The organism is Streptomyces sp. NPDC059866 (genome assembly GCF_042731325.1).
GTDB classification, from domain to species: domain Bacteria; phylum Actinomycetota; class Actinomycetes; order Streptomycetales; family Streptomycetaceae; genus Streptomyces; species Streptomyces flavusporus.
The window spans coordinates 35,156-58,160 of sequence record NZ_JBHWJT010000004.1 but is presented as its reverse complement, the minus strand read 5'-3'; the positions used below and the strand labels follow the sequence as shown (position 1 = coordinate 58,160).

Below are 23,005 nucleotides of genomic sequence, written 5' to 3'. Positions count from 1 at the left end.
CTGCGTTCCGCTGCGCTCCACTCCGCGTCGGCTGCGCCGATGGCCCTGCGGGCCACCCTTGACTCGGTCCGTTCCAGCACGGGTGAGAAGCGGGCGAGCGGCCCGGAAAGGCGGGTGGCCGAGGCCTGTTTGCGGGTGGGGTCGGCTGCGTCGGCGTCCGGGGTTGGCGGGCGCGGTCGCGCCTCGCATGCACGCCGGGCGGGCTTGGCGGCTTGCGGGTGGTGGGGGTGGGCGCGTCGACGGGGTGGCGGCACGCCGGGTCGGCTCAGCGGCATCCGGCCGGTGGGGGGGCGGAGGTGGGGGCGGGTGCGACAGATGGGTGGCGGCAGGCCGGGCCGGTTCGGCGGCCGCAGCGCCGGGGCGGCGGTGGCCCGCCCTCGGATCGCTCCGGTCGCGGGCGAGGAGCAGTGCTTGGAGGATCTGTGCCACCCAGCGGGCGAAAAGGCCCGGGTCGTGGGTGCCTGCTTGTGGCACAGATCCTCCAATCACCTGCAGGAGTGGGGTTGGTGAGGCTCGTGTGGCGTGAGGGGACTTGGGGGCCCGGCCCACCGGCCGTGGGGGTGTCCGTCCCCGCCACCAGCTCACCGCAAGCCGCTGAGCCGACCCGGCGTGCCACCACCCCGCTGACACGCCCACCCCGCCACCCACCGACCGCAAGCCGCCAAACCCACCCGGCCTCCCCGCCGCGCCGACGCGCCCACCCCCACCACCCGCAGGCCGCCAAGCCCGCCCGGCGTGCATGCGAGGCGCGACCGCGCCCGCCGACCCCGGACGCCGACGCAGCCGACGGAGGCGGCCGCCTGCCTCGGCCACCCGCCTTTCCGGGCCGCTCGCTCGCTTCTCACCCGTGCTGGAGCGAGGCGAGTCAAGGGTCGGCCGCAGGCCGATCGGCGCAGCCGACGCGCAGCGCCCTTTACTCGGCTCGTGGAAGCACGACACTGGCAAAGAAGCGGGCGGCCCCGACGGTGCCGACGAACGCCGTCCACGCGGCCGACCCGATCACGACCACCGGACCGTGCGGCACCTTGCTGTCCCGGACGGGGACAACGCCGGGGACTCCGTCGGCGACCTCGACGCAGCTGCCGCCTTCGCCGTTGCTGTAGGTGCTCTTGCGCCAGTAGGCGTTGCTCAGGTCGTACTCGCGCATCGTCTGTGATCCTCAGCCGCCGACTCGATCAGGGCGAGGGACGCCTCCGGCGACAAAGCGGCGCCCCTGAGCAGATCGTATGCTCGCTGTGCCCGCTTCACCACCGCCGGATCGTCGAGCAGCGTTCCCGAAAACGCCGTCTCTGTATATGCAGTTGGCGGTGCGTCGTCGAACTCCATGAGCTGCAACATGCCTGCCATGGAGGCGCACGCCCCTGCCGCGTAGGGCAGCACCATGACCAGTACCTTGCGCTCCCGCGCCAGTGTCGCTACGTGCGCCAACTGCCCGCTCATCGCAGCGTGCCCACCGACCGGGACGCGTAGCACGTTCTCATGCAGGATCGCCCAATACTCCGGCTTTGTAGCGTCCTTGAGGATGCGGGACCTCTCCAGCCGCGCGGCCACCATTTCCTCGACGTACTCGTCGGTGACGAACGGGTTGGACGCAAGGGTGACTGCCCTCGCTTATGCAGCTGTCTGCAACAGGCCCGGCACCAGCGTGGGCGCGAACTCGCAGATCTTCGTGGCGAGCGCCTCCAGCTCCGCCGCGTGCGCGAAGTACTCCGCGTATCGCTGTTCCTTGATGAGCTTTCGCCAAAGCCGTTCGAAAATACCGTCGGTTTGCAGGGCCTCATCAATCCGCTGCGCCACATCGAGCTGAGGCTTCCGAATCGCCTGTTCGAACTGCCCAATATATCCGCCGGAGACAAATACCCGAGCCCCTAACTCCACCTGAGTGATCCCGGCGTCCTCCCTCCGCCGCTTCAACTCCGCCCCGAAGAACTCCCAAGCCGCCTGACGTGAACCGTTGGCCATGGCCAATCCCCTTGCGCTGCCCCGGCGTTGTAGTGCACAGGCTTCTGCCGAGTGTAGGGCGAGCAGGTCATTCTGGAGTCGGAAAGCGTGAAACTCGACGGCGAAGGGGAACCACGTGGAAGCACGACACTCGGCGCTGTGCGTCGAAGAGGCGGAGGACACCTTGAACGAATTGCGGACGGCACTCGAAAAGGCCGGAATTACCCTGCTGTCACTGCGACTTGATCCGGCGAGCCTTGCCCGGGAGGCGCCCTGTCCGCTGGTGGAACTGGGCCGGTGTTCGATGGAGACCGCGCGACGGCTCGCGGCGGTGATCCGGTGAAGCCCCCGGTCGGGTCGTATGTCGTGGACACCCGAACCGGGCGGCTGGGCGTCGTCATGGGGCATGAGGGGCCGTACGTGCAGGTGAGACCGTACGGCGGCGGGCGGGAGTGGGACGCTGAGCCCGGTGCCCTACGCCACGCCACCGCGGCCGAGCGGCTCAGCGCGGCCACCGCCCACGCCAACGCACGCAGCCGGGGTGAGGTTCCTTGACGTGAGGGCGGAACGTAGAGTTCGGGCGCATGGGCTTGTGGAGATGGAGGAAGAGAGGACCGAAGGCGGTCCGGAAGTATCCCGTCCCGCTCACCGCGCACCAACTGTGGATGGTGTCGCTGAGCGCGCCGGTGAGCCGGGATCGGAACGCCTCACGGAACACCCTGTACCCGTTCACTCGGATCGACGACGACAGCGCCCGGCGCTGGTTGGCCGACCAGTGGGGGATCACCTCGCGCGACCAGCTGGTCGGACGGCTCGACGAGCTGGCCCGCAGCGGTTACCGGGCGCGGGCGTACCAGCTCATCGGTGTCTCACCGCTCGCCTGGGACGCCGCCCTGTACGTCGACATCTCCCGCCGGGCCTTCGGCTGCGGCATGCTCGGCGAGGCCGACGCCTGGACCGCGCTGAAGAACATCGTGCCGGCGGTGGCGGGGACGTACGGGTCCTGGCGGGAGTACGCCGATCACTATCTGCTGGGGCGGGCAGTGTGGCGGGACGGACTGCGGGGAACCCCGGACGCCGGTTTCCCCGCCCCGCAGTCCGCTGCCGACGCGCATCTGCGATCTCTGCTGGATCCGGCGAACCGGGCCAGCCCGTGGAACCTGGCCCCCTGGGACGCCATACGTCACCCCGACCGGACCCTCCCCCACTCTCGGCTTCGCTCGAGCGGGGGGACCCCCATCTCCTGCCGTACGCGAGAATGAAGCCATGAGCCTGTTCCGCGACGACGGCATCGTGCTGCGCACCCAGAAGCTGGGTGAGGCGGACCGGATCATCACGCTGCTCACCCGCAGTCACGGGCGGGTACGCGCCGTAGCGCGCGGGGTGCGGCGGACCAAGTCCAAGTTCGGAGCGCGGCTCGAGCCCTTCTCGCACGTGGACGTGCAGTTCTTCGCGCGGGGCAGCGAGCTGATCGGGCGCGGGCTGCCGCTGTGCACGCAGAGCGAGACCATCGCCCCGTACGGCGGCGGCATCGTCACCGACTACGCCCGGTACACCGCCGGGACGGCGATGCTGGAGACCGCCGAGCGGTTCACCGATCACGAGGGCGAGCCGGCCGTGCAGCAGTACCTGCTGCTCGTCGGTGCCCTGCGCACGCTCGCCCGAGGCGAGCACGCACCGCACCTCGTCCTCGACGCCTTCCTGCTGCGCTCCCTCGCCGTGAACGGCTACGCGCCGAGCTTCACCGACTGCGCGCGCTGCGGTCTGCCGGGGCCGAACCGGTTCTTCTCGGTGGCGTCCGGCGGATCCGTCTGCGTCGACTGCCGGGTGCCCGGCAGCGTCGTACCCTCGCCGCAGACCCTGGAACTGCTCGGCGCGCTGCTTACGGGAGACTGGGAGACCGCGGACGCCTGCGAGCCGCGGTATGTGCGGGAGGGGAGCGGGCTGGTGTCCGCCTATCTGCACTGGCACCTGGAGCGCGGGCTGCGCTCACTTCGGTACGTCGAGAAGTAGAAGCAAGGGAGACGAGAGGCACATGGTCGTACGCGGGTTCCTGGGCCGCCAGCGCCGCGAGTACAGGACGCCGGAGCCGCACCCGTCCGGCGCCCGCGCGCCGAAGCTCCCGGGTGAGCTGATCCCCGGCCATGTGGCGATCGTCATGGACGGGAACGGGCGTTGGGCGAAGGAGCGCGGGCTGCCGCGCACCGAGGGCCACAAGGTGGGCGCCGAGCGCGTGCTGGACGTGCTGCAGGGCGCGATCGAGATGGGCGTGGGTGCGATCTCCCTGTACGCCTTCTCCACCGAGAACTGGAAGCGGTCACCGGACGAGGTGCGCTTCCTGATGAACTTCAACCGGGACTTCATCCGCAAGACCCGCGACCAGCTCGACGAACTCGGGGTTCGGGTGCGGTGGGTGGGGCGGATGCCCAAGCTGTGGAAGTCGGTCGCCAAGGAGCTGCAGATCGCTCAGGAGCAGACGAAGGACAACGACCGGCTGACCCTGTACTTCTGCATGAACTACGGCGGACGGGCGGAGATCGCGGACGCGGCGCAGGCCCTGGCCGAGGACGTACGGGCCGGGCGGCTCGACCCGTCCAAGGTCACCGAGAAGACCTTCGCGAGGTACCTCTACTACCCCGACATGCCGGACGTCGACCTGTTCCTGCGCCCCAGTGGCGAGCAGCGCACCTCCAACTACCTGCTCTGGCAGAGCGCCTACGCCGAGATGGTCTTCCAGGACGTCCTGTGGCCGGACTTCGACCGCCGCGACCTGTGGCGAGCCTGCGTGGAGTTCGCCTCGCGGGACCGGCGGTTCGGTGGGGCGATCCCCAACGAGGAGCTGTTGGCGATGGAAGGGCGGGCGAGTGAGGACAGCCCGTCCGGGGGTGCCCCCTCTGGGGGAGCTTGAGAACGAGGCCGTTCAGGCCGAAAAGGGGGTCCGGGGCGCAGCCCCGGACCCAGCGGCTCAACTGCCGGAGGCGCTCGCACACTCCGCACACGTGCCGAAGATTTCCACCGTGTGGGCCACGTTGACGTAGCCGTGTTCCGCGGCGATGGCCTCTGCCCATGTCTCGACCGCCGGGCCCTCGACCTCGACGGCCTTGCCGCAGGTGCGGCAGACGAGGTGGTGGTGGTGGTCGCCGGTGGAGCAGCGGCGGTAGACGGACTCGCCGTCGGAGGTGCGCAGGACGTCGACCTCGCCGGCCTCGGCGAGGGACTGCAGGGTGCGGTAGACCGTGGTCAGGCCGACGGCGTCGCCCTTGTGCTTGAGCATGTCGTGCAGTTCCTGCGCGCTGCGGAACTCCTCGACCTCTTCCAAGGCTGCCGCCACGGCGGCGCGCTGCCGAGTGGCGCGGCCCTTCACGGGCGGTCCAGCGGTCGTCACCGGTTGCCTCCTTGCGTTGCTTCTGCCGGGCCATTGTGCCAGCCCGGGCTGGGCGCGGTCAGACGCCGATCTCGTCCTGCGCACCCCTGCTGGCCGGAATTGCACACTCCGCCGGGTCCCCGGAGGGGTGCGCGGCGGCCAGCGCCCGCGCGCGGCGCCGGGCGAGCGGAGTGGCCAGGGCGGTCAGCACGATGAACGCGCCGATCGTCAGCAGCACGATGGTCGCGCCGGGCGGAACGTCCTGGTAGTACGAGGTGATCGTGCCGCCGATGGTCACCCCGACCCCGATGGCGACCGCGATCGCGAACGTGGCCGCGAAGCTGCGGCTGAGCTGCTGGGCGGCGGCCACCGGGACCACCATCAGCGCCGAGACGAGCAGCAGACCGACCACCCGCATCGCCACGGTGACCGTCACCGCCGCGGTGACGGCCGTGAGCAGGTTCAGCGCCCGCACCGGCAGGCCCGTCACCCGGGCGAACTCCTCGTCCTGGCTGACCGCGAAGAGCTGCCGGCGCAGCCCCAGGGTGACCAGCACGACGAACGCGGCGAGGATGCAGATCGCCGTGACGTCCGACTCGCTCACCGTCGACAGGGATCCGAAGAGGTACGACGTGAGGTTGGCGTTGGAGCCGGTCGGCGCGAGGTTGATGAACATCACGCCGCCGGCCATACCGCCGTAGAAGAGCATCGCGAGGGCGATGTCGCCGCGGGTCTTGCCGTACCAGCGGATCAGCTCCATCAGGACGGCGCCGAGGATGGACACCAGGGTCGCCATCCACACCGGCGACCAGGAGAGCAGGAAGCCGAGGCCGACGCCGGTCATCGCGACGTGGCCGATGCCGTCGCCCATCAGGGCCTGGCGGCGCTGGACGAGGTAGATGCCGATCGCGGGGGCGGTGATGCCGACGAGGACGGCGGCGAGCAGGGCCCGCTGCATGAAGGCGTAGTTCAGGAATTCCATGGTGGGGCCTTCTCAGCTCAGCAGTCCTGTGCGCATCGGTTCGGCGTCGTGCGCCGCGTGCGGGTGAACGTGGTCGTGGCCGGGCAGCGCGTGCTGGCCGACCGCCTTCGGGGGTGGTCCGTCGTGCAGGACGCAGCCGTCGCGCAGGACGACCGCCCGTTGGATCAGGGGCTCCAGTGGGCCGAGTTCATGCATGACCACCAGGACCGTCGTACCGCCCGCGACCTGCTCCCGCAGTGTCCGCGCGAGCACCTCCTGGCTGTCCAGGTCGACGCCCGCCATCGGCTCGTCCATGATCAGCAGCTCGGGTTCGGAGGCGAGGGCGCGGGCGATCAGGACGCGCTGGTGCTGGCCGCCGGAGAGGGCGCCCACGGAGTCCTTCGCCCGGTCCGCCATGCCGACCAGCTCCAGGGCGCGGTGTACGGCCGCATGGTCCGCCTTGCGCAGCACCCCGAAGCGGGCCCGGGACAGCCGCCCGGAGGACACCACCTCCGTCACCGTGGCGGGCACGCCGCCCGCGGCCGTGGTGCGCTGCGGGACGTAGCCCACCCGCGCCCAGTCGCGGAACCGGCGCCGCGGGGTGCCGAACAGCTCGATCTCGCCCGCGCTGACCGGGACCTGCCCGATGAGGCTGCGTACCGCCGTCGACTTGCCGGAGCCGTTCGCGCCGAGCAGCGCGACGACCTCACCGTGGCGCACGGTGAGGTCGATGCCGCGCAGGACGGGGCGCGAGCCCAGCTCGGCGCGTATGCCGCGCATCGATATGACGGGCTCTCCCGTGGCGCCCATGGCGTCCTCCGTAACGATCACTTGGTTCCCAGGGCCGTCTTCAGGGCCGTGAGGTTGGCTTCCATGACCTGGAAGTAGTCGTCGCCCTTGGACTTGTCGGTGATGCCCTCGAGCGGGTCGAGGACGTCCGTCTTGAGGCCCGCGTCCTGGGCGAGGGTCTTCGCGGTCTTGTCGCTGACGAGTGTCTCGTAGAAGACCGTGGTCACGCCGTCGGCCTTGGCCTCCTCCTGGAGCTCCTTGATCCGGGCCGGGCTGGGCTCGCTCTCCGGGTCGATGCCGGAGATGGCCTCCTGGGTCAGGCCGTAGCGCTCGGCGAGGTAGCCGAAGGCCGCGTGGTTGGTGAAGAAGACCTTCGTCCTGCTGTTCTTCAGGCCGTCCGCGAACTCGGTGTCGAGGGCGCCCAGCTTCTTGACCAGGTCCTCGGTGTTCTTCCGGTAGTCCGCGGCGTTGTCCGGGTCGGCCTTCTCGAAGGCCGTGCCGACGCCTTCGGCGATCTCGGCATACTTCACCGGGTCCAGCCAGACGTGCGGGTCGAGCTCGTGCTCCCCCTCGGAGTGCTCCTCCTCGGCGTGGCCTTCCTCACCCTCGTGGCTGTGCTCGACGTCGCCGTGGTCCTCGAGCTTGGTCAGCGTGGCCGCGTCGATCTTGGTCTTGACGCCGGACTGGTCGACGGCCTCGTCGACGGCCGGCTGCAGGGCCTTGAGGTAGAGCACCGCGTCCGTCTCGCCGAGCTCGGCGGTCTGCTTGGTGCTGAGCTCCAGGTCGTGGGGCTCCTGGCCGGGCTCGGTGAGGGTGGTGACGTTCACATGGTCCCCGCCGATCTGCTCGGCGAGGAACTGCATCGGGTAGAACGAGGCGACGACGTCGAACTTGTCCGAGTTGCCCGCCGCGGAGCTGTCGTCGGAGCATGCGGAGAGGGTTCCGAGGCCGAGCGCGGTGGCCGCCGCTATCGCGATCCCGGATATGTGAGGTCGTCGTACGTTCATGACAGTCATTTTCACCGAATATGGAAACGATTGTCAACAAGCCCCTGGTGAGGCCCGGGTAAGCCCCTGGTAAGGGGTGAGGTGCGCCCGGAGGCCGGACCGATTTGATTGAGGGGGAGTCCCCGCCGGTAACCTGAAGCATTCGCTCTGAAGCATCTCGCTTCGTCGCCCGTCGTCGTAATGAAGAGAGCACCGTGGCCGCCGACAAGATCGACACCATCGTCAGCCTGAGCAAGCGCCGTGGCTTCGTTTTCCCGTGCAGTGAGATCTACGGCGGTCAGCGCGCCGCCTGGGACTACGGGCCGCTGGGTGTCGAGCTCAAGGAGAACCTCAAGCGTCAGTGGTGGCGCTACATGGTGACGTCGCGCGAGGACGTCGTCGGTATCGACTCGTCCGTGATCCTCGCCCCCGAGGTCTGGGTCGCCTCCGGTCACGTCGCCACCTTCACCGATCCGCTGACCGAATGCACCTCCTGCCACAAGCGGTTCCGCGCGGACCACCTGGAGGAGGCCTACGAGGCCAAGAAGGGTCACGCCCCGGAGAACGGCCTCGCCGACATCAACTGCCCCAACTGTGGCAACAAGGGACAGTTCACCGAGCCCAAGCAGTTCTCGGGTCTGCTGTCCACCCACCTCGGCCCGACGCAGGACAGCGGCTCCATCGCATACCTGCGCCCCGAGACCGCGCAGGGCATCTTCACCAACTTCGCCCAGGTGCAGACCACCTCGCGCCGCAAGCCGCCGTTCGGCATCGCCCAGATGGGCAAGTCGTTCCGCAACGAGATCACGCCGGGCAACTTCATCTTCCGCACCCGCGAGTTCGAGCAGATGGAGATGGAGTTCTTCGTCAAGCCCGGCGAGGACGAGAAGTGGCAGGAGTACTGGATGGAGCAGCGCTGGAACTGGTACACCGGCCTGGGCCTGCGCGAGGAGAACATGCGGTGGTACGAGCACCCCAAGGAGAAGCTCTCCCACTACTCCAAGCGCACCGCTGACATCGAGTACCGCTTCCAGTTCGGCGGCAACGAGTGGGGCGAGCTGGAGGGTGTGGCCAACCGCACCGACTACGACCTCAGCGCCCACTCCAAGGCCTCCGGCCAGGACCTCTCCTACTTCGACCAGGAGGCCGGCGAGCGCTGGACGCCGTTCGTCATCGAGCCGGCGGCCGGTGTCGGCCGCGCGATGCTGGCCTTCCTCCTCGACGCCTACGTCGAGGACGAGGCCCCCAACGCCAAGGGCAAGATGGAGAAGCGCACGGTGCTGCGCCTCGACCACCGGCTCGCCCCGGTGAAGGTCGCGGTGCTCCCGCTGTCCCGCAACCCGGAGCTGTCCCCGAAGGCCAAGGGCCTCGCCCAGGCGCTGCGCCAGAACTGGAACATCGAGTTCGACGACGCCGGCGCCATCGGCCGCCGCTACCGCCGCCAGGACGAGATCGGCACGCCGTACTGCGTGACGGTCGACTTCGACACCCTGGAGGACAACGCGGTGACCGTGCGCGAGCGCGACACGATGAAGCAGGAGCGTGTGTCGCTGGACCAGATCGAGGGTTACCTGGCCGGCCGGCTCGTCGGCTGCTGAGGCCCGAGGGCTGACTGATACCCCGATTCCGTTACGGACGTAACAGACGTAACGGAATCGGGGTTTTTGCCGTCCGTGAGGCGGTCTGCTCCGAAGGAGAGGACATGCGCGGCCCGCATCGGGCGGGCCGCGGCGACGAACCTCTCACGGGGGCATCATGCGCAAGCAAACAGTGATCGGGGCGGCCGTACTGGCGCTGGCGGTCGGATCGGTCGGCTATGTGGCGGCGAGCGACGGGGGACAGGGCGGCGACTCCGTCGCCGGTGTCGAGGCGAAGGGCGGCGTCGGTGCGGGGCTGCCGCAGGCGTCCGGAGACCGGCTCGTCGCCGTCGGGCTGACCGGTGACCAGCGGCTCGTCCGCTTCCGTGTCGACCGGCCCGGCGTCGTCCTCCCGCTCGGCAAGGTGAGCGGCCTCAAGGGCGACACCAGGCTCGTCGGCATCGACTACCGGGTGCAGAACAACAAGCTGTACGGCGTCGGCGACCGGGGCGGCGTCTACACGATCCGTGAGATCGGCGCCAGGGTCACCAAGGTCTCGCAGCTGAGCGTCGTCCTCCAGGGCCGTTCCTTCGGCGTCGACTTCAACCCGGCCGCCAACCGGCTGCGCGTCATCAGCGACACCGGCCAGAACCTCCGCCACAACATCGACGACCCGGCGGGCGCCCCCGCCGCGGGCACGACGGCCGTCGACGGCACCCTCACCAACCCGCCGGTGCCGCCCGCGACGACGGGCGCGACGGCGACGGGCGTGACCGGGGCGGCGTACACGAACAACGACCTCGACGCGACGACGGCCACGACCCTCTTCGACCTCGACACGGCCCAGGACCAGGTCTCCGTCCAGTCCCCGGCCAACGCCGGCAACCTGGCCCCGACCGGAAAGACGGGCACGGACCTGTCTCCCGACTCGGGCTTCGACATCTACAGCTCGCCGAACAGCGGCACCACCACCGGCTACGTGGTGACCGGTTCACGCACCCTCCGGGTCGACCTGCTGACCGGAAAGGCGACGGTGACCGGCGGCTTCCCGAAGGGGCGGCAGGTGGTGGACCTGGCGATACCGCTGCGGCAGGGCTGAGGGGTCCGGCAACGGGCCCGCGATCGGCCGGCCAAGCTGGAACTGCTCACCTCCTGGCTGCCCTCCCGCCCGTGGTACGGCGGTGCCGGTGAACCCCGCCTCGCCAAGGCCGGCGGCTTCCGGCTGGACGACCCGAGGGTGCGTCGCTCCTCCCCGAGGGGGCCGCCGGTCATGTCGGCGGTGCCGGACGGCTTCGACTTGACCGCGCAGGTGTCGGCCGCCGAGGCGGTGGCCTGGGATGACAGATGACGACTGACAGATATTGAAATCTGTCAGTCGTTAGGGCAAGGTGGAGGGCATGACGATGCGAACCCGCCCCCTCGGAACCACCGGCCCCCAGGTCTCCGCCCTCGGCCTCGGCTGCATGGGCATGTCCGCCCTGTACGGCGAGGCGGACCGGGCCGAATCGATCGCCACCATTCACGCCGCCCTGGAGGCCGGCGTGACCCTGCTCGACACCGGCGACTTCTACGGCATGGGCCACAACGAGATGCTGATCGGCGAGGCCCTGCGCGCAGCGCCCGCCGGCCTGCGTGAACAGGCCCAGGTCAGCGTGAAGTTCGGCGCGCTGCGCGACCCGGACGGCGGATGGAGTGGCTACGACGGCCGCCCGGCCGCCGTGAAGAACTTCGCCGCCTACTCCCTCCAGCGCCTCGGCGTCGACCACATCGACGTCTACCGGATCGCGCGGCTCGACCCCGGCGTACCGATCGAGGAGACGGTCGGCGCGATCGCGGAACTCGTCGAGAAGGGGTACGTCCGGCACATCGGCCTGAGCGAGGTCGGCGCCGAGACGATCCGCCGGGCCGCCGCCACCGCCCCCATCTGCGACCTGCAGATCGAGTACTCGCTGATCTCGCGCGGCATCGAGGACGAGATCCTGCCGGCCACGCGGGAACTGGGCATCGGCATCACGGCGTACGGAGTCCTCTCCCGCGGTCTGATCTCCGGCCACTTCACCCGTGACCGGCAGCTCGCGGCGAACGACTTCCGGGCGTTCTCGCCGCGCTTCCAGGGCGAGAACCTCGAGCACAACCTGAACCTCGTCGAGGCGCTGCGCAAGATCGCCGAGCAGAAGGGCGTGAGCGTCGCGCAGATCGCCATCGCCTGGGTGCTCTCCCGCGGCGAGGACATCGTGCCCCTGGTCGGCGCCCGACGCCGGGACCGGCTGACCGAGGCGCTGGGCGCGCTGGACGTGACGCTGGACGAGGCCGACCTGCGGGCGATCGAGGAAGCCGTCCCCGCCGACGCGGCGGCCGGCGAGCGCTACCCGACGCCGCAGATGGCACACCTCGACAGCGAACGCTGATCCGGGAGACAGGTACGGTCGACCTCATGCCTGCGACCAGCCAGACCCTGACAGCCGAGCGCATCCTCGAAGTCACCGAGGAGGTGCTGCGCCGCCACGGCCCGGCCAAGGCCACCGTGGTGGACGTGGCCCGCGCGCTCGGCGTCAGTCACGGCAGCGTCTACCGGCACTTCCGCACCAAGGCGGCGCTGCGGGAGGCGGTGACGAAGCGGTGGCTGGACCGCACCTCCGAGGCGTTGGCCGGCATAGTCGCCGAGGAGCGCGACCCGGAGGCCCGGCTGCGCGACTGGCTCCGGGCGCTCTTCGACGCCAAGCGCCGCAAGGCGGGCGACGACCCGGAACTGTTCGCCACGTACATGGTGCTGACGGGCGAGAGCGGCGAGGCGGTCTCCGACCACATCGCCGACCTCACCGCCCAGCTGACCACGATCATCGAGGCCGGCGTCGAGGCGGGCGTCTTCCTCGCCGCCGACCCGGCGAGGACGGCCCGCGGGGTGTTCCAGGCCAGCGGGCGCTTCCACGACCCCTGCTACGCGCCGGAGTGGGCGCAGCCGGGGATCGAGGAGGACTTCGACGCGGTGGTGGATCTGCTGGTGCGAGGGCTACGCGGCTGACGGGTCCACCGTCGCCTGGTGGGCCTCGGCGAGATGCTCCTCCGCCTTCAGCCAGGGCAGAAACTGCGCGCTCCGCCGCCAGCCGCAGGTGTCGCACCTGATCGTGCGTTGCACGCCGGTGCGCTGGACCCGTACGACATGCTCGCGTCCGTGCTGATCCCAGCGGCTGACCTTGCTCGTGTCGATCTGCGGCATGACGCCTCCAGCGTCCCCGTCCGGCTGTCTCTTCGGGCAGCAAGGAGTGTGCAGCAGGATCAACATCAACAGGAGTCACTTCACGGCGAGTTGTCCAAGCTGTTTGCTCCGCTGGGTATGCGGTTCGGCCACCGCGGGTCGTTTGTGGCTGGTCGCTCCCCCACTCTCGGCTTCTCCCCCACTCTCGGCTTCGCTCGAGCGGGGGGACCCCCATGAGCGGGGGGACCCCCATCGCGGCGGAGCCGCATATCGGCACAGCCCTGCGCCTCTTACGAGGCGGGGGACCGCGCCCCCACCACCTGCCGTACCTCCTCCGACTCCAGCCGCTCAGCCGTCCGTTCAGCCGTCCCCCGAGCCCACCGCCCGCTGCTCAGCGCACCGAACACCAGCACGGCCACCCCGCACCCCACGAGAATCCACCACCCCGGCCGGGCGGCCGACACGAACGCGTCCCGGTACGACGACGCCCCGATCCCCGACGCCAGGACCGCGCCGACCACAGCGACCCCCAGCGTCTGCCCAAGCTGCCGGCTGGTGGAGGCGACGGCCGCTGCAACCCCCGCCTGCGCCCGTGGCATCCCGGACACCGCCGTGTTGGTGATCGGTGCGTTCACGAAGCCGAAGCCGACACCGAACAGCAGGTACCCGAGGAAGAGGGTGACGTTCGACGTCTCGCCCTCGAACGCCGCGAACAGCAGCGGACTCGCGGTCATCGCGACGCCCGCGATCAGCAACGGCAGCCGTGGCCCCACGCTCGCCAGCAGCCGCCCGGCCAACGGGGCGCACACCAGCGTCGGCGCGGCCATCGGCAGCATCCACAGTCCGGCGTGCAGCGCGTCCAGGCCGCGCACGTGCTGCAGATACAGCGTCGACAGGAACAGGAACCCGCCCAGCGACGCGAACGCACCGATCGCGATCACCGTGGCCCCGCTGAAGGGCGCCGACCGGAAGAAACGCAGGTCGACCAGCGGCTCCGCCCGGCGTGGCTCGTACGAGAGCAGGCCGATCAGTGCGAGGACCGCGACCGCCGCGAACGGCAGCACTGCCGCGAGCCCCGCGTGCGGCGCCTCGATGATCGCGTACGTCAGAGAGCCGAACAGCGCGATCACCAGCACCTGGCCGACCGGATCGGGCCGCCGGGCCTTCGGGGCGCGGGATTCGGGGACGTACCGCAGCGTCAGCAGCAGCGCAGCGAGGCCCACCGGCAGGTTGATCCAGAAGATCGCCCGCCAGTCCACCGCATCCACCAGCAGTCCGCCCACCAGCGGTCCCGCCGCCATCGAGATTCCGACGACCCCGCCCCACGCCCCGATCGCGCGGGCGCGCTCGCGCGGGTCGGTGAAGGTGTTGGTGATGATCGACATGGCGACCGGGTTGAGCATGGAACCGCCCACCGCCTGGACCATGCGGAAGATCACCAGTGCGTCCAGGCTGGGGGCGACGGAGCACAGGGCCGAGCCGATCGTGAAGACGATCAGGCCCGCGATGAAGACCCGCTTGCGGCCGATCCGGTCGGCGGTGGAGCCCGCGAGCATCAGCAGCGAGGCGAGGACGAGCGTGTACGCGTCTATCGTCCACTGCAGGCCCGAGGTGCTGGCGTGCAGGTCGTCCTGCAGGGAGGGCAGGGCGACGTTCAGCACCGTGTTGTCGAGACTCACGATCAGCAGGCTCATACAGCAGATCGCGAGGACCAGCAGGCGGCGGCGTTGGCTGAGCTCGGGCTCGGGCATAAGCCTCATCCTACGCCCATTTCGATAGTGCGACTAACTAATGAATTTTACAAACGCATTGCACGGCACAATGGAGGGATGTCCACGCCCCTGCAGATCGGCCCGCACACCGTCCAGCCGCCCGTCGTCCTGGCCCCCATGGCCGGGATCACCAACGCGCCCTTCCGCACCCTGTGCCGGGAGTTCAGCGGCGGCAAAGGCCTGTTCGTGAGTGAGATGATCACCACCCGGGCGCTGGTCGAGCGCAACGAGAAGACCATGCAGCTGATCCACTTCGACGCGACCGAGCGGCCGCGTTCGATCCAGCTGTACGGCGTGGACCCGGCGACCGTCGGCAAGGCCGTCCGCATGATCGTGGAGGAGGACCGCGCCGACCACATCGATCTGAACTTCGGCTGCCCGGTCCCCAAGGTGACGCGCAAGGGCGGCGGTTCCGCGCTGCCCTACAAGCGCAACCTGCTCCGCGCCATCCTGCGCGAGGCCGTCAGCGGGGCCGGTGACCTGCCCGTGACGGTGAAGCTGCGCAAAGGCATCGACGACGACCACCTCACCTACCTCGACGCCGGCCGTATCGCCGTCGAGGAGGGTGTCACCGCCATTGCCCTGCACGGCCGCACCACCGCCCAGCACTACGGCGGCACCGCCGACTGGGACGCCATCGCCCGGCTGAAGGAGCATGTGCCGGAGATCCCCGTGCTCGGCAACGGCGACATCTGGTCGGCCGAGGACGCGCTGCGGATGGTGCGGGAGACCGGCTGCGACGGGGTCGTGGTGGGGCGCGGGTGCCTCGGGCGGCCGTGGCTCTTCGCCGACCTGGTCGCCGCCTTCGAGGGACGGGCCGACTTCCGTAGGCCCACCCTGCGCGAGGTCGCCGATGTCATGGTCCGGCACGCCACCCTGCTCGGCGAGTGGATCGGCGACGAGTCCCGTGGCGTCATCGACTTCCGTAAGCATGTCGCCTGGTATCTCAAGGGCTTCGCGGTCGGCTCGGAGATGCGCAAGCGGCTCGCGATCACCTCTTCCCTGGAGGAACTCCGCTCCGGGCTGGACGAGCTGGACCTCGACCAGCCCTGGCCCGCCGGCGCCGGCGGGCCGCGCGGCCGTACGTCCGGCAACAACCGGGTGGTGCTCCCGGACGGCTGGCTGAAGGACCCGTACGACTGTGCGGGGATCGGCGAGGACGCGGAGCTGGACACCTCCGGCGGCTGATCACCCGCTGGGCTTGGAGCCGTACGCCGTCAGGAACCGGTCCCGGAAGTCGCTCATCTTCCACACCGGCGCGTCCTGGTCCGGCTTGAGGCCGTCCGTCCAGCCCCAGCCGGAGATCTTGTCGAGCACCTTCGGGTCCTTGGCGACGATCGTGACCGGTACGTCCCGGCTGGCGCGCTGGCCGCTGACCCGGGCGATGGGCTGGTGGTCGCCGAGGAAGACCAGGACGGTGTCCTCGGTGCCGTAGCGCTCCAGCCACTGGGTCAGACTGGTGAGCGAGTACGCGACGGACTTGCCGTACTCCTCCTTGGACCGGTCCGAGTCGGCGATCACCTCGGAGGGGTCGGTGCCCGCCTTCTCGATGCCGTCGAAGACCGAGCCGTCGCCCAGCTCGTCCCAGTCGACCATCTCCGGGATCGGCGCCCACGGCTGGTGACTGGACGTCAGGATGATCTCCGCCATCAGCGGCTGGTCGCGCTTCTTGCCGTGCTCCAGTCGCTGGAACGCCTCCAGCGCGTACTGGTCCGGCATCGTCGACCAGCTGAACTTCGGCCCCTTGTAGCCGAGATGGAAGGCGTCGTAGACGTTGTCCAGCCCGTAGAACTTCGCCTCCGGCCAGCCCTTCTGCACACCCGGCACCACACCGACGGTCCGCCAGTCGCCGGTCTTCTGGAAGGCCTTGGTGAGGGTGAGGTGGTCGCCGGAGGTGACGGTGCGGAAGCGCTGCTGGCTGCTGATCCACAGGCCCGACAGGAACGTGGAGTGCCCCAGCCAGCTGCTGCCCCCGTAGGTCGCCGAGGTCAGCCAGCCGCTCTTCGCGGCGTACCCCGCCTCGGTCAGCGCCTTGTCGCCGGTGTCCAGGGACTTCAGCACACCGGGCGAGATCAGCGGGTCCTCGAGCGCGCTGCGGCCGTAGCTCTCGATGAACGTGAACAGGACGTCCTTGCCGCGCAGGTCCGGCACCAGCTGGTCGCCGGGCGTGCTGCCGAAGACGTCCTCCTTCGCCTCCCGCTCGAACGCCGCCTCGTCGCGCAGCGTGGTCTGCACCCGCCGCTTCTGGACCTCCAGCAGCGCCGTCGCATGGTCGGAGGCGATCGGCAGCCCGGCGAACTGCACGCCGAGCGCGTACGCCAGCGTCCATACGACGGCGGCGGCGAGCGTCGAGCGGACGGCGACGGTGCGATGCCGGACGAGCAGGTTGCTCAGCCGGACCGTCGCCAGCGTCATGACCGCGAACAGCAGCACGGCGAGCACGATCGCCCCGATGGCCAGCCCGGTCGCGCCCGCCCCGCCCATGGTGTCCTTCATGTAGGACTGGGCGTCGTCGAGCAGACCCCAGTCGAGGACCAGGTTGAAGCCGCGGCCGAGGTATTCGTTGAAGCCCATGTCGAGCAGGTTGAGCACGGTCAGCGCGGCGAGCCCGACCCCGGCGACGATCGCCGCCACCAACCGCGGCCGGCGGGGCAGCACGAGCAGCACCGCGGCACCGATGATCGCCTCCACCGGGATCCGCACGAACTTGCCCCACTCGAGGGCGGCGAGGGTGTTCGGCACGAGCAGCGCGAACAGGACCAGGGCGACGGAGAGGGCGGTCGCGGTCCAGCGCAGGGCGCGGGCGGCGGTGGGGTGTGCGGCACGCCAGCGGGCCAGGCGGCCTTCGGGGGCGGCGGGTTCCGCGGTCTGATCCGAGGGCTGCGGTGCGTCGTCGGTCGTGTGCTGCGGTTGACGCGTGAAGACAGCCACCCGGGGGTCCCTCCGTACGAAAGCACTGTGAAGCGGCGGACCCGGCGTGGGGGAACGGGTCCGCCGCAGTGTCGTACGGCTGGACCGCGGACTCCGTTCACCCGTTCCGTCACGAAATTCCGCTGCGGTTGGGCAGCGCCCTGAAGGGGCGCGGGGCTCTGTCGATATGCGGCTCCGCCGCGATGGGGGTCCCCCCGCTCATGGGGGTCCCCCCGCTCGAGCGAAGCCGAGAGTGGGGGAGAAGTCGAGAGTGGGGGAGCGACCAGCCACGATGGTGCCGCAGACGATCGACGGCAGATCACGGCGCTTCCCCAGCGGAGCGCTTACGCGCCCCCGACCGCCGTCAGCAGCGCCAGCGGTGCCGCCGCCGAGCGGGACTCCCGTTCGCATGCGTGCGGGTACGGCACCGGCTCGGCATGGGTGTCCCGGCCGTACCCGGCGAGCACCTCCGGCAGCCGGTGCCCGGCCGCGGTCGCCGCGTCGACCAGGGCATGGGCGACGGTGCGGGCCTCGTCGTGCAGGCCGTAGCGGGCCAGACCCAGCGTGATCAGCGCGTTGTCGTGCGGCCAGACCGAACCGCGGTGGTACGACAGCGGGTGGTACGCCGGCTGCCCGGCCGCCAGCGTGCGCACCCCCCAGCCGGAGAAGAAGTCGGGTTCGAGGAGCCGCCGGCCGACGAGCTCGCCGTACTCCTTGTCCAGCAGCCCCGACCAGAGCAGATGCCCGGCGTCCGACGCCAGCGCGTCCACCTGGCGCCCCTCGCCGTCGAGCGCGAGCGCCGGGAAGGAGCGGTCCGGCATCCAGAAGTCCCGCTGGAAACGGTCCCGCAGATCACCGGCCGCCTGCTCCAGCAGCGCCGCGTACGTCTCGTCGCGCCACACCGCGCGGGCCAGCCACGCCGTGCGGCGCAGCGCGTCGTACGCGTAGCCCTGCGCGCCCGCCGCCATCACCGGCCCGGTCGGCCGGGTGCCGTCGGCGCAGCAGATCGCGCCGGGGGAGTCCTTCCAGTTCTGGTTGGCCAGGCCGCCCTGGTCGGCGCGGTAGACGAGATAGCCGCGCGAGGTCAGCCCGCCGTGGTCCAGCATCCAGCCGACCGCCGCGCGGGCGTGCTGCTCCAGCCGGCGGGCCGGCCCGGTGTCCCCGGTCTGCTCGACGTACGCCCCGAGCAGGACGAGGAACAGCGGGGTCGCGTCCACCGAGCCGTAGTACCGCCCGTACGGCACCTGCCCGAAGTGGGCCAGCTCGCCGCCCCGCACCTCGTGCACGATCTTGCCGGGCTGGGCGACCGACTCGGCGTTCGTCCCGGTCGCCTGGGTCGCGGCCAGCGCCGGGAGCGTGGCGGCGGCGAGTTGCGGCCGGTACGGGAGGGCGAACAGGGAGGTGAGCAGGGCGTCGCGGCCGAGCAGGGTCAGGAACCAGGGCGCCCCTGCGGCGGGGACGCGCAGCTCCTCGCCGTCCGGTCCGGTGGCCGGTACCTGCAACGCGGCCAGGTCGGCGAGGCCGCGCGCACAGGCTGCCGCCAGTTCCGGCCAGCCGGTCGGGAAGGCGATGCCCTCGACGAACCTGCCCTCCTTGTCGAGGAGTTCTTCGGTGACGGCGGCGGGGGAGCGCGGTACGCGCAGCGCCCGCTTCTCGCCGTGCGGGCGCGCCATCACCCGCAGGGTCAGCTCCGCCGTGCCGTGCGGTTCCAGGTCGAGGGTCCAGACGAGGCGGCGCGCGCCGGTGCCGGTCTCCTCGACGGCGTCCGGCACGGGCTCGGCCGTCACCGTCGTACAGGAACGCCACGCGCCGCGCTGGTAGGTGAACTCCACGCCGTCGTCGAGGACCTGGCGGGAGCGCAGGGCGCCGGGCTTGGTGTAGGTGCGGTGGTCCGAGCGCAGTTCGAACTGGTCGGTGAAGTCGGCGTCGGCGGTGATGGCGAGGCGGATCGTGGTCGGCACCGGGCGGTTGCTGGTGACGCGCAGCGACTCGACGAACGAGCTGTCCCCGACGGCCTGTTCACGGAAGAGCGCGTACGCGGTCGGCTCCTGGCGGCCGCCCCGCGGGACCAGCACACAGCGCGTGGTGTCCCCGCCGGTCACGGGGCTCAGGGCCTCCGGCACGGCGCCGTCGACCGTGAGCTGCCAGCGGCTGAGGTGCCGGCCGTCGCGCACGAACAGCCCGTCCGGGGAGTTGCCGCTGCGCACACCGCTGATGTCCCCGCTGTCGCCCACGGCGGCGAACGTCCCGCCGTGCACGAGCAGATGATGCCGGTTCGTCATCCCCGGTCCCCTCCCTTGGATCCGTTGGTTGTGTCGGCCGTCTTGGCTTCCAGCAGGTCGAGCGTGAGCGCGGCGGTCCAGCTGAAGCCGGTGGCCCCGCAGGCCGCGCCGGTGGACGGGTCCACGTACTCCGCGAACCCGGATGCGTCGGCGGTGTCGAGCATCGCCTCGCGCAGCGCGCCGGCCCGCTCCGTCTCGCCGTGCACCCTCAGGCCCCGCTCCAGCAGCCAGCTCGTGTTGAACCAGGCCGGGCCGCGCCAGTACCGGTGCGGATCGAAGGCCTCGCCGAGCAGGTCGTAGCTCGGCACGAGCCGGGTACCGGCGCCGAAGTGCGGACCGGCGAGCGTGCGCACGAGGGCGGCGACTACGGCGCGGGGGAGGGTGGGCAGGAGGAGGGGGACGAGGCCGGAGACGCTGCGTTCGGGGAGCAGGCCGCCGCTGCGGGTGTCCTGGCTGCTGCGGGTGTCCTGGCCGTTTCGGGCGTCCTGGCTGCTTCGGGCGTCCTGACTGCTTCGGGTGTCCTGGCTGCTTCGGATGTCCCGGCTGCTTCGGATGTCCCGGCTGCTTCGGATGTCCCGGCAGAAGAACATCCCCTCGGCCGGATCCCACAGCCGGTCGATGAGGACGCCCGTCAGGCGCTCCGCGCGGGCCTGCCGGGCCGTGCCCGTCGCGCCCAGCTCGCGGGCGATGCGGGCCAGCGCGTGCTCGGAGGCGATCAGCAGTGCGTTGAACGCCGGGTCCTCCACGGCGAACGCGCTGTCCTCGTCGGCGTAACCCCGGTCCCGGTAGTCCGTCGCCAGCCGCACATACCGCCCGTAGTCGAGGTCCGTCGGCCGGTCCTCGGGTGCGCCGTGGGCGAGGTCGGCGCGACGGAAGGAGCGGGCCGGGGCCGGGGTGACACGGGCGAGCGGGGCGTCCCAGCAGGGATTGTTGTCCATCCCCTGCTCCCACGGGTGCACGACCGACGCGAGCCCGCCCCCGCCCAGGTCACGCCGGTGCAGCAGATAGCGGTGCCAGGCCGCCAGCCGCGGATACACCCCGGCGAGAAAGCCGCGCGCCCGCGATAGGCCCGGGTCGGCGCAGTGCACCAGCCAGGCCGCCAGCGCGTGCACCGGTGGCTGCACGATGCCGGAGGTCTGTACGGTGCGCGGGGCACCCGCAGCGCGTCCCGCGGTCGAGGAGCGCCAGAAGTCGGGGCTCGGGAAGTACGCGTCCAGCGGCACGGAGGGGTTGAAGACGATGTGCGGGATCCGCCCGTCGCCCCACTGCGCGGCCAGCAGCGTCTCCAGCTCCGTCTGGGCCCGTAACGGCGACAGATGCCGGAGCCCGATCGCGATGAACCCCGAGTCCCAGGACCACTGGTGCGGGTACAGGCCGCGCGAGGGCACCGTCGACGTTCCGGTCCAGTTGCCCTCCAGGACGCGCGCGGCCCTGAGGTGCGGCGAATCCTGCGCCGGGACCGGATCGTATACAACCTCCCGCGCGGCGGGACGGAACGTGAGCTGGGCAGTGCGATCCACTCGGGGCTCCCCGAAAGACGTCCAGGCGACCGGTTCGACCATCGCTACCGTAGAGTTACGTCTATTTAACACGCAAAACCCAATATGTAATGCAGGGTTGAGAAACACAAGGGGGTGCGCAGGTATGGCTGGACGGAGCGCGAGCCAGGCGAGCGCCGGGGAACTGCTCGAGCTGGTGCGCAGCGGCCGCGCCACCACCCGTGGGGCGCTCCAACAGGTCACAGGCCTCTCCCGGGCCACCGTCGGCCAGCGCCTGGACCGCCTCTTCCGCGCGGGCTGGCTGCGCGAGGGCGCCGGCGGCCCGGTCGACTCCCCGCTCGGCGGCCGGCCCTCCATCACCCTGGAGTTCGACGACGCCCACGCGGTCGTCCTCACCGCCGACCTCGACACCCGGCACGCGCGTGCCGCCGTCCTGACGCTGAGCGGCGAGATCCTCGCCGAGCACGGCGGCACCCTGGTCATCGAGGACGGCCCGGAGCCGGTCCTCGGTGAGCTGGGCCGCTGGTTCGCGGAGCTGCTGGAGAAGGCCGGGCGCGGTGCGCAGGAGGTCTGCGGCATCGGCCTCGCCGTGCCGGGCCCGGTCGACTGCGAGACCGGCCGGGTGATCCAGCCCCCGATCATGCCGGGCTGGGACGGCTACGACATACGCGGCCGCCTGGCCAGGGCGTTCACCGAGCACACCGGTGCCGGTGAGGTGCCGGTCCTGGTCGACAACGACGCCAACCTCATGGCGTACGGCGAACAGCGCACCGGCTACCCGCACTGCTCGGCGTTCGTGCTGGTCAAGGTGTCGACGGGGATCGGCGCGGGCGTCGTGGTGGACGGCTCGCTGTACCGGGGCATCGACGGCGGCGCCGGGGACATCGGCCACATCAGGGTGCCGGAAGGCGCGGATGCGCTCTGCCGCTGCGGCTCCTACGGCTGTCTGGCCGCCGTCGCCAGCGGGGGCGCCGTGGCCCGGCGGCTGGCCGAGGCCGGGGTGCCGGCCGCCTCCGGCGCAGATGTGCGGGACCTGCTCGAGGCCGGGCATCCGGAGGCCACGGGGCTGGCCCGGGAGGCCGGGCGCCGGGTCGGGGACGTACTGGCGACGGTCGTGACGCTGCTGAACCCCGGGGTGCTGATGATCGCGGGCGACCTGGCCGGAACTCCCTTCGTCACCGGCATACGGGAGCTGCTGTACCAGCGGGCGCTGCCCCGCTCCACGGCCCGGCTGGACGTGGTGACCTCGCGGCTGGGGGAGCGGGCGGGGCTGGTGGGGGCGGGGGCACTGGTGGTGGAGCACTTGTACGCGCCGGAGCGGGTGGAGGAGAGGCTGCGGGCGCTCGGGGTGTGACCGTGTGACGCTCCGGTTGCGGTCTCTCGCGGGCGTCCGCATGGTGAAATCTCGCCCCCTGTGGCAGCGTGATTCTCGCCACCCTTGATAAGGGTCGCGCTCAGATGAGCGGATCATGCGCGACTGCACTTCTCCAAGGGGTGGCACTGAGTGCCACCCCTTGATCGTTCATCGATCGAAATCAGACGTGCTGAATGCCGCTCATGTGAGCGAGAATCCCGGTCCTCGGGGAGGCGTGCGTTCAAGAAGTGAAAACATCCGCCCGCCACCGCTTACCAAGCTTTGACTTTCGATCCGGTGGCGGACGACTGGTTACAGGCGCATGACGGGCAAGTGGACGTACCCAGGCGCCTTCGATCTGGGTATGTTCCTCG

The 23,005-nt window shown here is 70.7% G+C and carries 21 protein-coding genes and 2 pseudogenes; 12 read left to right on the top strand and 11 right to left on the bottom strand.

Features of this window, described 5'->3' with window-relative positions:
• Positions 1–913: 913 nt before the first annotated feature.
• The gene (locus ACFV7R_RS06770) at positions 914–1,147 is read right to left on the bottom strand and encodes a DUF397 domain-containing protein (protein WP_385260717.1); all 234 of its coding nucleotides are present in this window, start codon (positions 1,145–1,147) and stop codon (positions 914–916) included.
• Positions 1,129–1,962: pseudogene (locus ACFV7R_RS06765) on the bottom strand (helix-turn-helix domain-containing protein). Before ACFV7R_RS06765 ends, ACFV7R_RS06770 begins: the two are co-directional and overlap by 19 nt.
• A 115-nt stretch (positions 1,963–2,077) precedes the next feature.
• Here ACFV7R_RS06765 and ACFV7R_RS06760 point away from each other — a divergent pair.
• From ACFV7R_RS06760 to ACFV7R_RS06740, 5 genes are read left to right on the top strand one after another with little or no spacing between them, the layout of a single operon-like run.
• The gene (locus ACFV7R_RS06760; protein WP_385260714.1) at positions 2,078–2,284 is read left to right on the top strand and encodes a hypothetical protein; all 207 of its coding nucleotides are present in this window, start codon (positions 2,078–2,080) and stop codon (positions 2,282–2,284) included.
• Entirely contained in the window at positions 2,281–2,496 is a 216-nt protein-coding gene (locus ACFV7R_RS06755) for a hypothetical protein (RefSeq protein ID WP_385260713.1), read from the top strand. Before ACFV7R_RS06760 ends, ACFV7R_RS06755 begins: the two co-directional genes overlap by 4 nt.
• Before the next feature lie 29 nt (positions 2,497–2,525).
• The gene (locus tag ACFV7R_RS06750; RefSeq protein ID WP_385260710.1) at positions 2,526–3,203 is read left to right on the top strand and encodes a DUF1266 domain-containing protein; all 678 of its coding nucleotides are present in this window, start codon (positions 2,526–2,528) and stop codon (positions 3,201–3,203) included.
• Positions 3,204–3,207: 4 nt separating this feature from the next.
• Positions 3,208–3,954, top strand: a complete 747-nt coding sequence (recO, locus tag ACFV7R_RS06745; protein ID WP_129801862.1) for a DNA repair protein RecO — start codon at positions 3,208–3,210, stop codon at positions 3,952–3,954.
• Between the two features lie 22 nt (positions 3,955–3,976).
• Positions 3,977–4,849 carry an isoprenyl transferase gene (locus tag ACFV7R_RS06740; RefSeq protein WP_385260707.1) on the top strand — a complete coding sequence of 291 codons (873 nt, stop codon included), beginning with the start codon at positions 3,977–3,979 and terminating at the stop codon, positions 4,847–4,849.
• A gap of 57 nt (positions 4,850–4,906) precedes the next feature.
• On the opposite strand, the gene ACFV7R_RS06735 is transcribed toward ACFV7R_RS06740, so the two are convergent.
• The 4 genes from ACFV7R_RS06735 to ACFV7R_RS06720 are packed head-to-tail and all read right to left on the bottom strand — an operon-like array spanning position 4,907 to position 8,062.
• The gene (locus tag ACFV7R_RS06735) at positions 4,907–5,326 is read right to left on the bottom strand and encodes a Fur family transcriptional regulator (protein WP_385260704.1); all 420 of its coding nucleotides are present in this window, start codon (positions 5,324–5,326) and stop codon (positions 4,907–4,909) included.
• Positions 5,327–5,384: 58 nt separating this feature from the next.
• The gene (locus ACFV7R_RS06730) at positions 5,385–6,287 is read right to left on the bottom strand and encodes a metal ABC transporter permease (RefSeq protein WP_385260703.1); all 903 of its coding nucleotides are present in this window, start codon (positions 6,285–6,287) and stop codon (positions 5,385–5,387) included.
• A 12-nt stretch (positions 6,288–6,299) separates the two neighbouring features.
• A complete protein-coding gene (locus tag ACFV7R_RS06725; RefSeq protein WP_385260702.1) occupies positions 6,300–7,076 on the bottom strand; it encodes a metal ABC transporter ATP-binding protein in 777 nt (258 codons plus the stop codon).
• A 17-nt stretch (positions 7,077–7,093) separates the two neighbouring features.
• A complete protein-coding gene (locus ACFV7R_RS06720) occupies positions 7,094–8,062 on the bottom strand; it encodes a zinc ABC transporter substrate-binding protein (protein ID WP_385260701.1) in 969 nt (322 codons plus the stop codon).
• Positions 8,063–8,256: 194 nt separating this feature from the next.
• Between ACFV7R_RS06720 and ACFV7R_RS06715 the strand changes: the two genes are divergently transcribed.
• The 5 genes and pseudogenes from ACFV7R_RS06715 to ACFV7R_RS06695 all read left to right on the top strand — a co-directional run bounded on the left by ACFV7R_RS06715 (position 8,257) and on the right by ACFV7R_RS06695 (position 12,640).
• Entirely contained in the window at positions 8,257–9,639 is a 1,383-nt protein-coding gene (locus ACFV7R_RS06715; RefSeq protein ID WP_385260700.1) for a glycine--tRNA ligase, read from the top strand.
• 157 nt (positions 9,640–9,796) lie between these two features.
• Complete coding sequence (locus tag ACFV7R_RS06710; RefSeq protein ID WP_385260698.1) at positions 9,797–10,717, top strand: DUF4394 domain-containing protein; 921 nt, start codon at positions 9,797–9,799, stop codon at positions 10,715–10,717.
• 36 nt (positions 10,718–10,753) lie between these two features.
• Positions 10,754–10,852, top strand: a pseudogene (locus ACFV7R_RS06705) (1,4-alpha-glucan branching protein); the annotation flags it as partial.
• A 169-nt stretch (positions 10,853–11,021) separates the two neighbouring features.
• Positions 11,022–12,026, top strand: a complete 1,005-nt coding sequence (locus tag ACFV7R_RS06700; RefSeq protein WP_385261398.1) for an aldo/keto reductase — start codon at positions 11,022–11,024, stop codon at positions 12,024–12,026.
• 26 nt (positions 12,027–12,052) lie between these two features.
• Positions 12,053–12,640, top strand: coding sequence for a TetR family transcriptional regulator (locus ACFV7R_RS06695; RefSeq protein WP_385260696.1), 588 nt, complete (start codon positions 12,053–12,055; stop codon positions 12,638–12,640).
• On the opposite strand, the gene ACFV7R_RS06690 is transcribed toward ACFV7R_RS06695, so the two are convergent.
• The gene (locus ACFV7R_RS06690) at positions 12,629–12,835 is read right to left on the bottom strand and encodes a hypothetical protein (RefSeq protein WP_385260693.1); all 207 of its coding nucleotides are present in this window, start codon (positions 12,833–12,835) and stop codon (positions 12,629–12,631) included. The genes ACFV7R_RS06695 and ACFV7R_RS06690 overlap by 12 nt on opposite strands.
• A 269-nt stretch (positions 12,836–13,104) precedes the next feature.
• Positions 13,105–14,565 (bottom strand): MFS transporter, encoded by a 1,461-nt coding sequence (locus ACFV7R_RS06685; RefSeq protein ID WP_385260691.1) that lies wholly within the window; start codon positions 14,563–14,565, stop codon positions 13,105–13,107.
• Between the two features lie 78 nt (positions 14,566–14,643).
• Between ACFV7R_RS06685 and dusB the strand changes: the two genes are divergently transcribed.
• The gene (gene dusB, locus ACFV7R_RS06680; protein ID WP_385260688.1) at positions 14,644–15,774 is read left to right on the top strand and encodes a tRNA dihydrouridine synthase DusB; all 1,131 of its coding nucleotides are present in this window, start codon (positions 14,644–14,646) and stop codon (positions 15,772–15,774) included.
• On the opposite strand, the gene ACFV7R_RS06675 is transcribed toward dusB, so the two are convergent.
• The 3 genes from ACFV7R_RS06675 to ACFV7R_RS06665 all read right to left on the bottom strand — a co-directional run bounded on the left by ACFV7R_RS06675 (position 15,775) and on the right by ACFV7R_RS06665 (position 21,298).
• Positions 15,775–17,517: a CDP-alcohol phosphatidyltransferase gene (locus ACFV7R_RS06675; protein WP_385260686.1), complete on the bottom strand. Its 1,743-nt coding sequence runs from the start codon at positions 17,515–17,517 to the stop codon at positions 15,775–15,777.
• 323 nt (positions 17,518–17,840) lie between these two features.
• Entirely contained in the window at positions 17,841–19,778 is a 1,938-nt protein-coding gene (locus ACFV7R_RS06670) for a glycogen debranching N-terminal domain-containing protein (protein ID WP_385260683.1), read from the bottom strand.
• Positions 19,775–21,298, bottom strand: a complete 1,524-nt coding sequence (locus tag ACFV7R_RS06665; protein WP_385260680.1) for a hypothetical protein — start codon at positions 21,296–21,298, stop codon at positions 19,775–19,777. Before ACFV7R_RS06665 ends, ACFV7R_RS06670 begins: the two co-directional genes overlap by 4 nt.
• Before the next feature lie 124 nt (positions 21,299–21,422).
• On the opposite strand from ACFV7R_RS06665, the gene ACFV7R_RS06660 reads away from it, so the two are divergent.
• Positions 21,423–22,631, top strand: coding sequence for an ROK family protein (locus ACFV7R_RS06660; protein WP_385260678.1), 1,209 nt, complete (start codon positions 21,423–21,425; stop codon positions 22,629–22,631).
• The last annotated feature ends 374 nt before the right edge of the window (positions 22,632–23,005 follow it).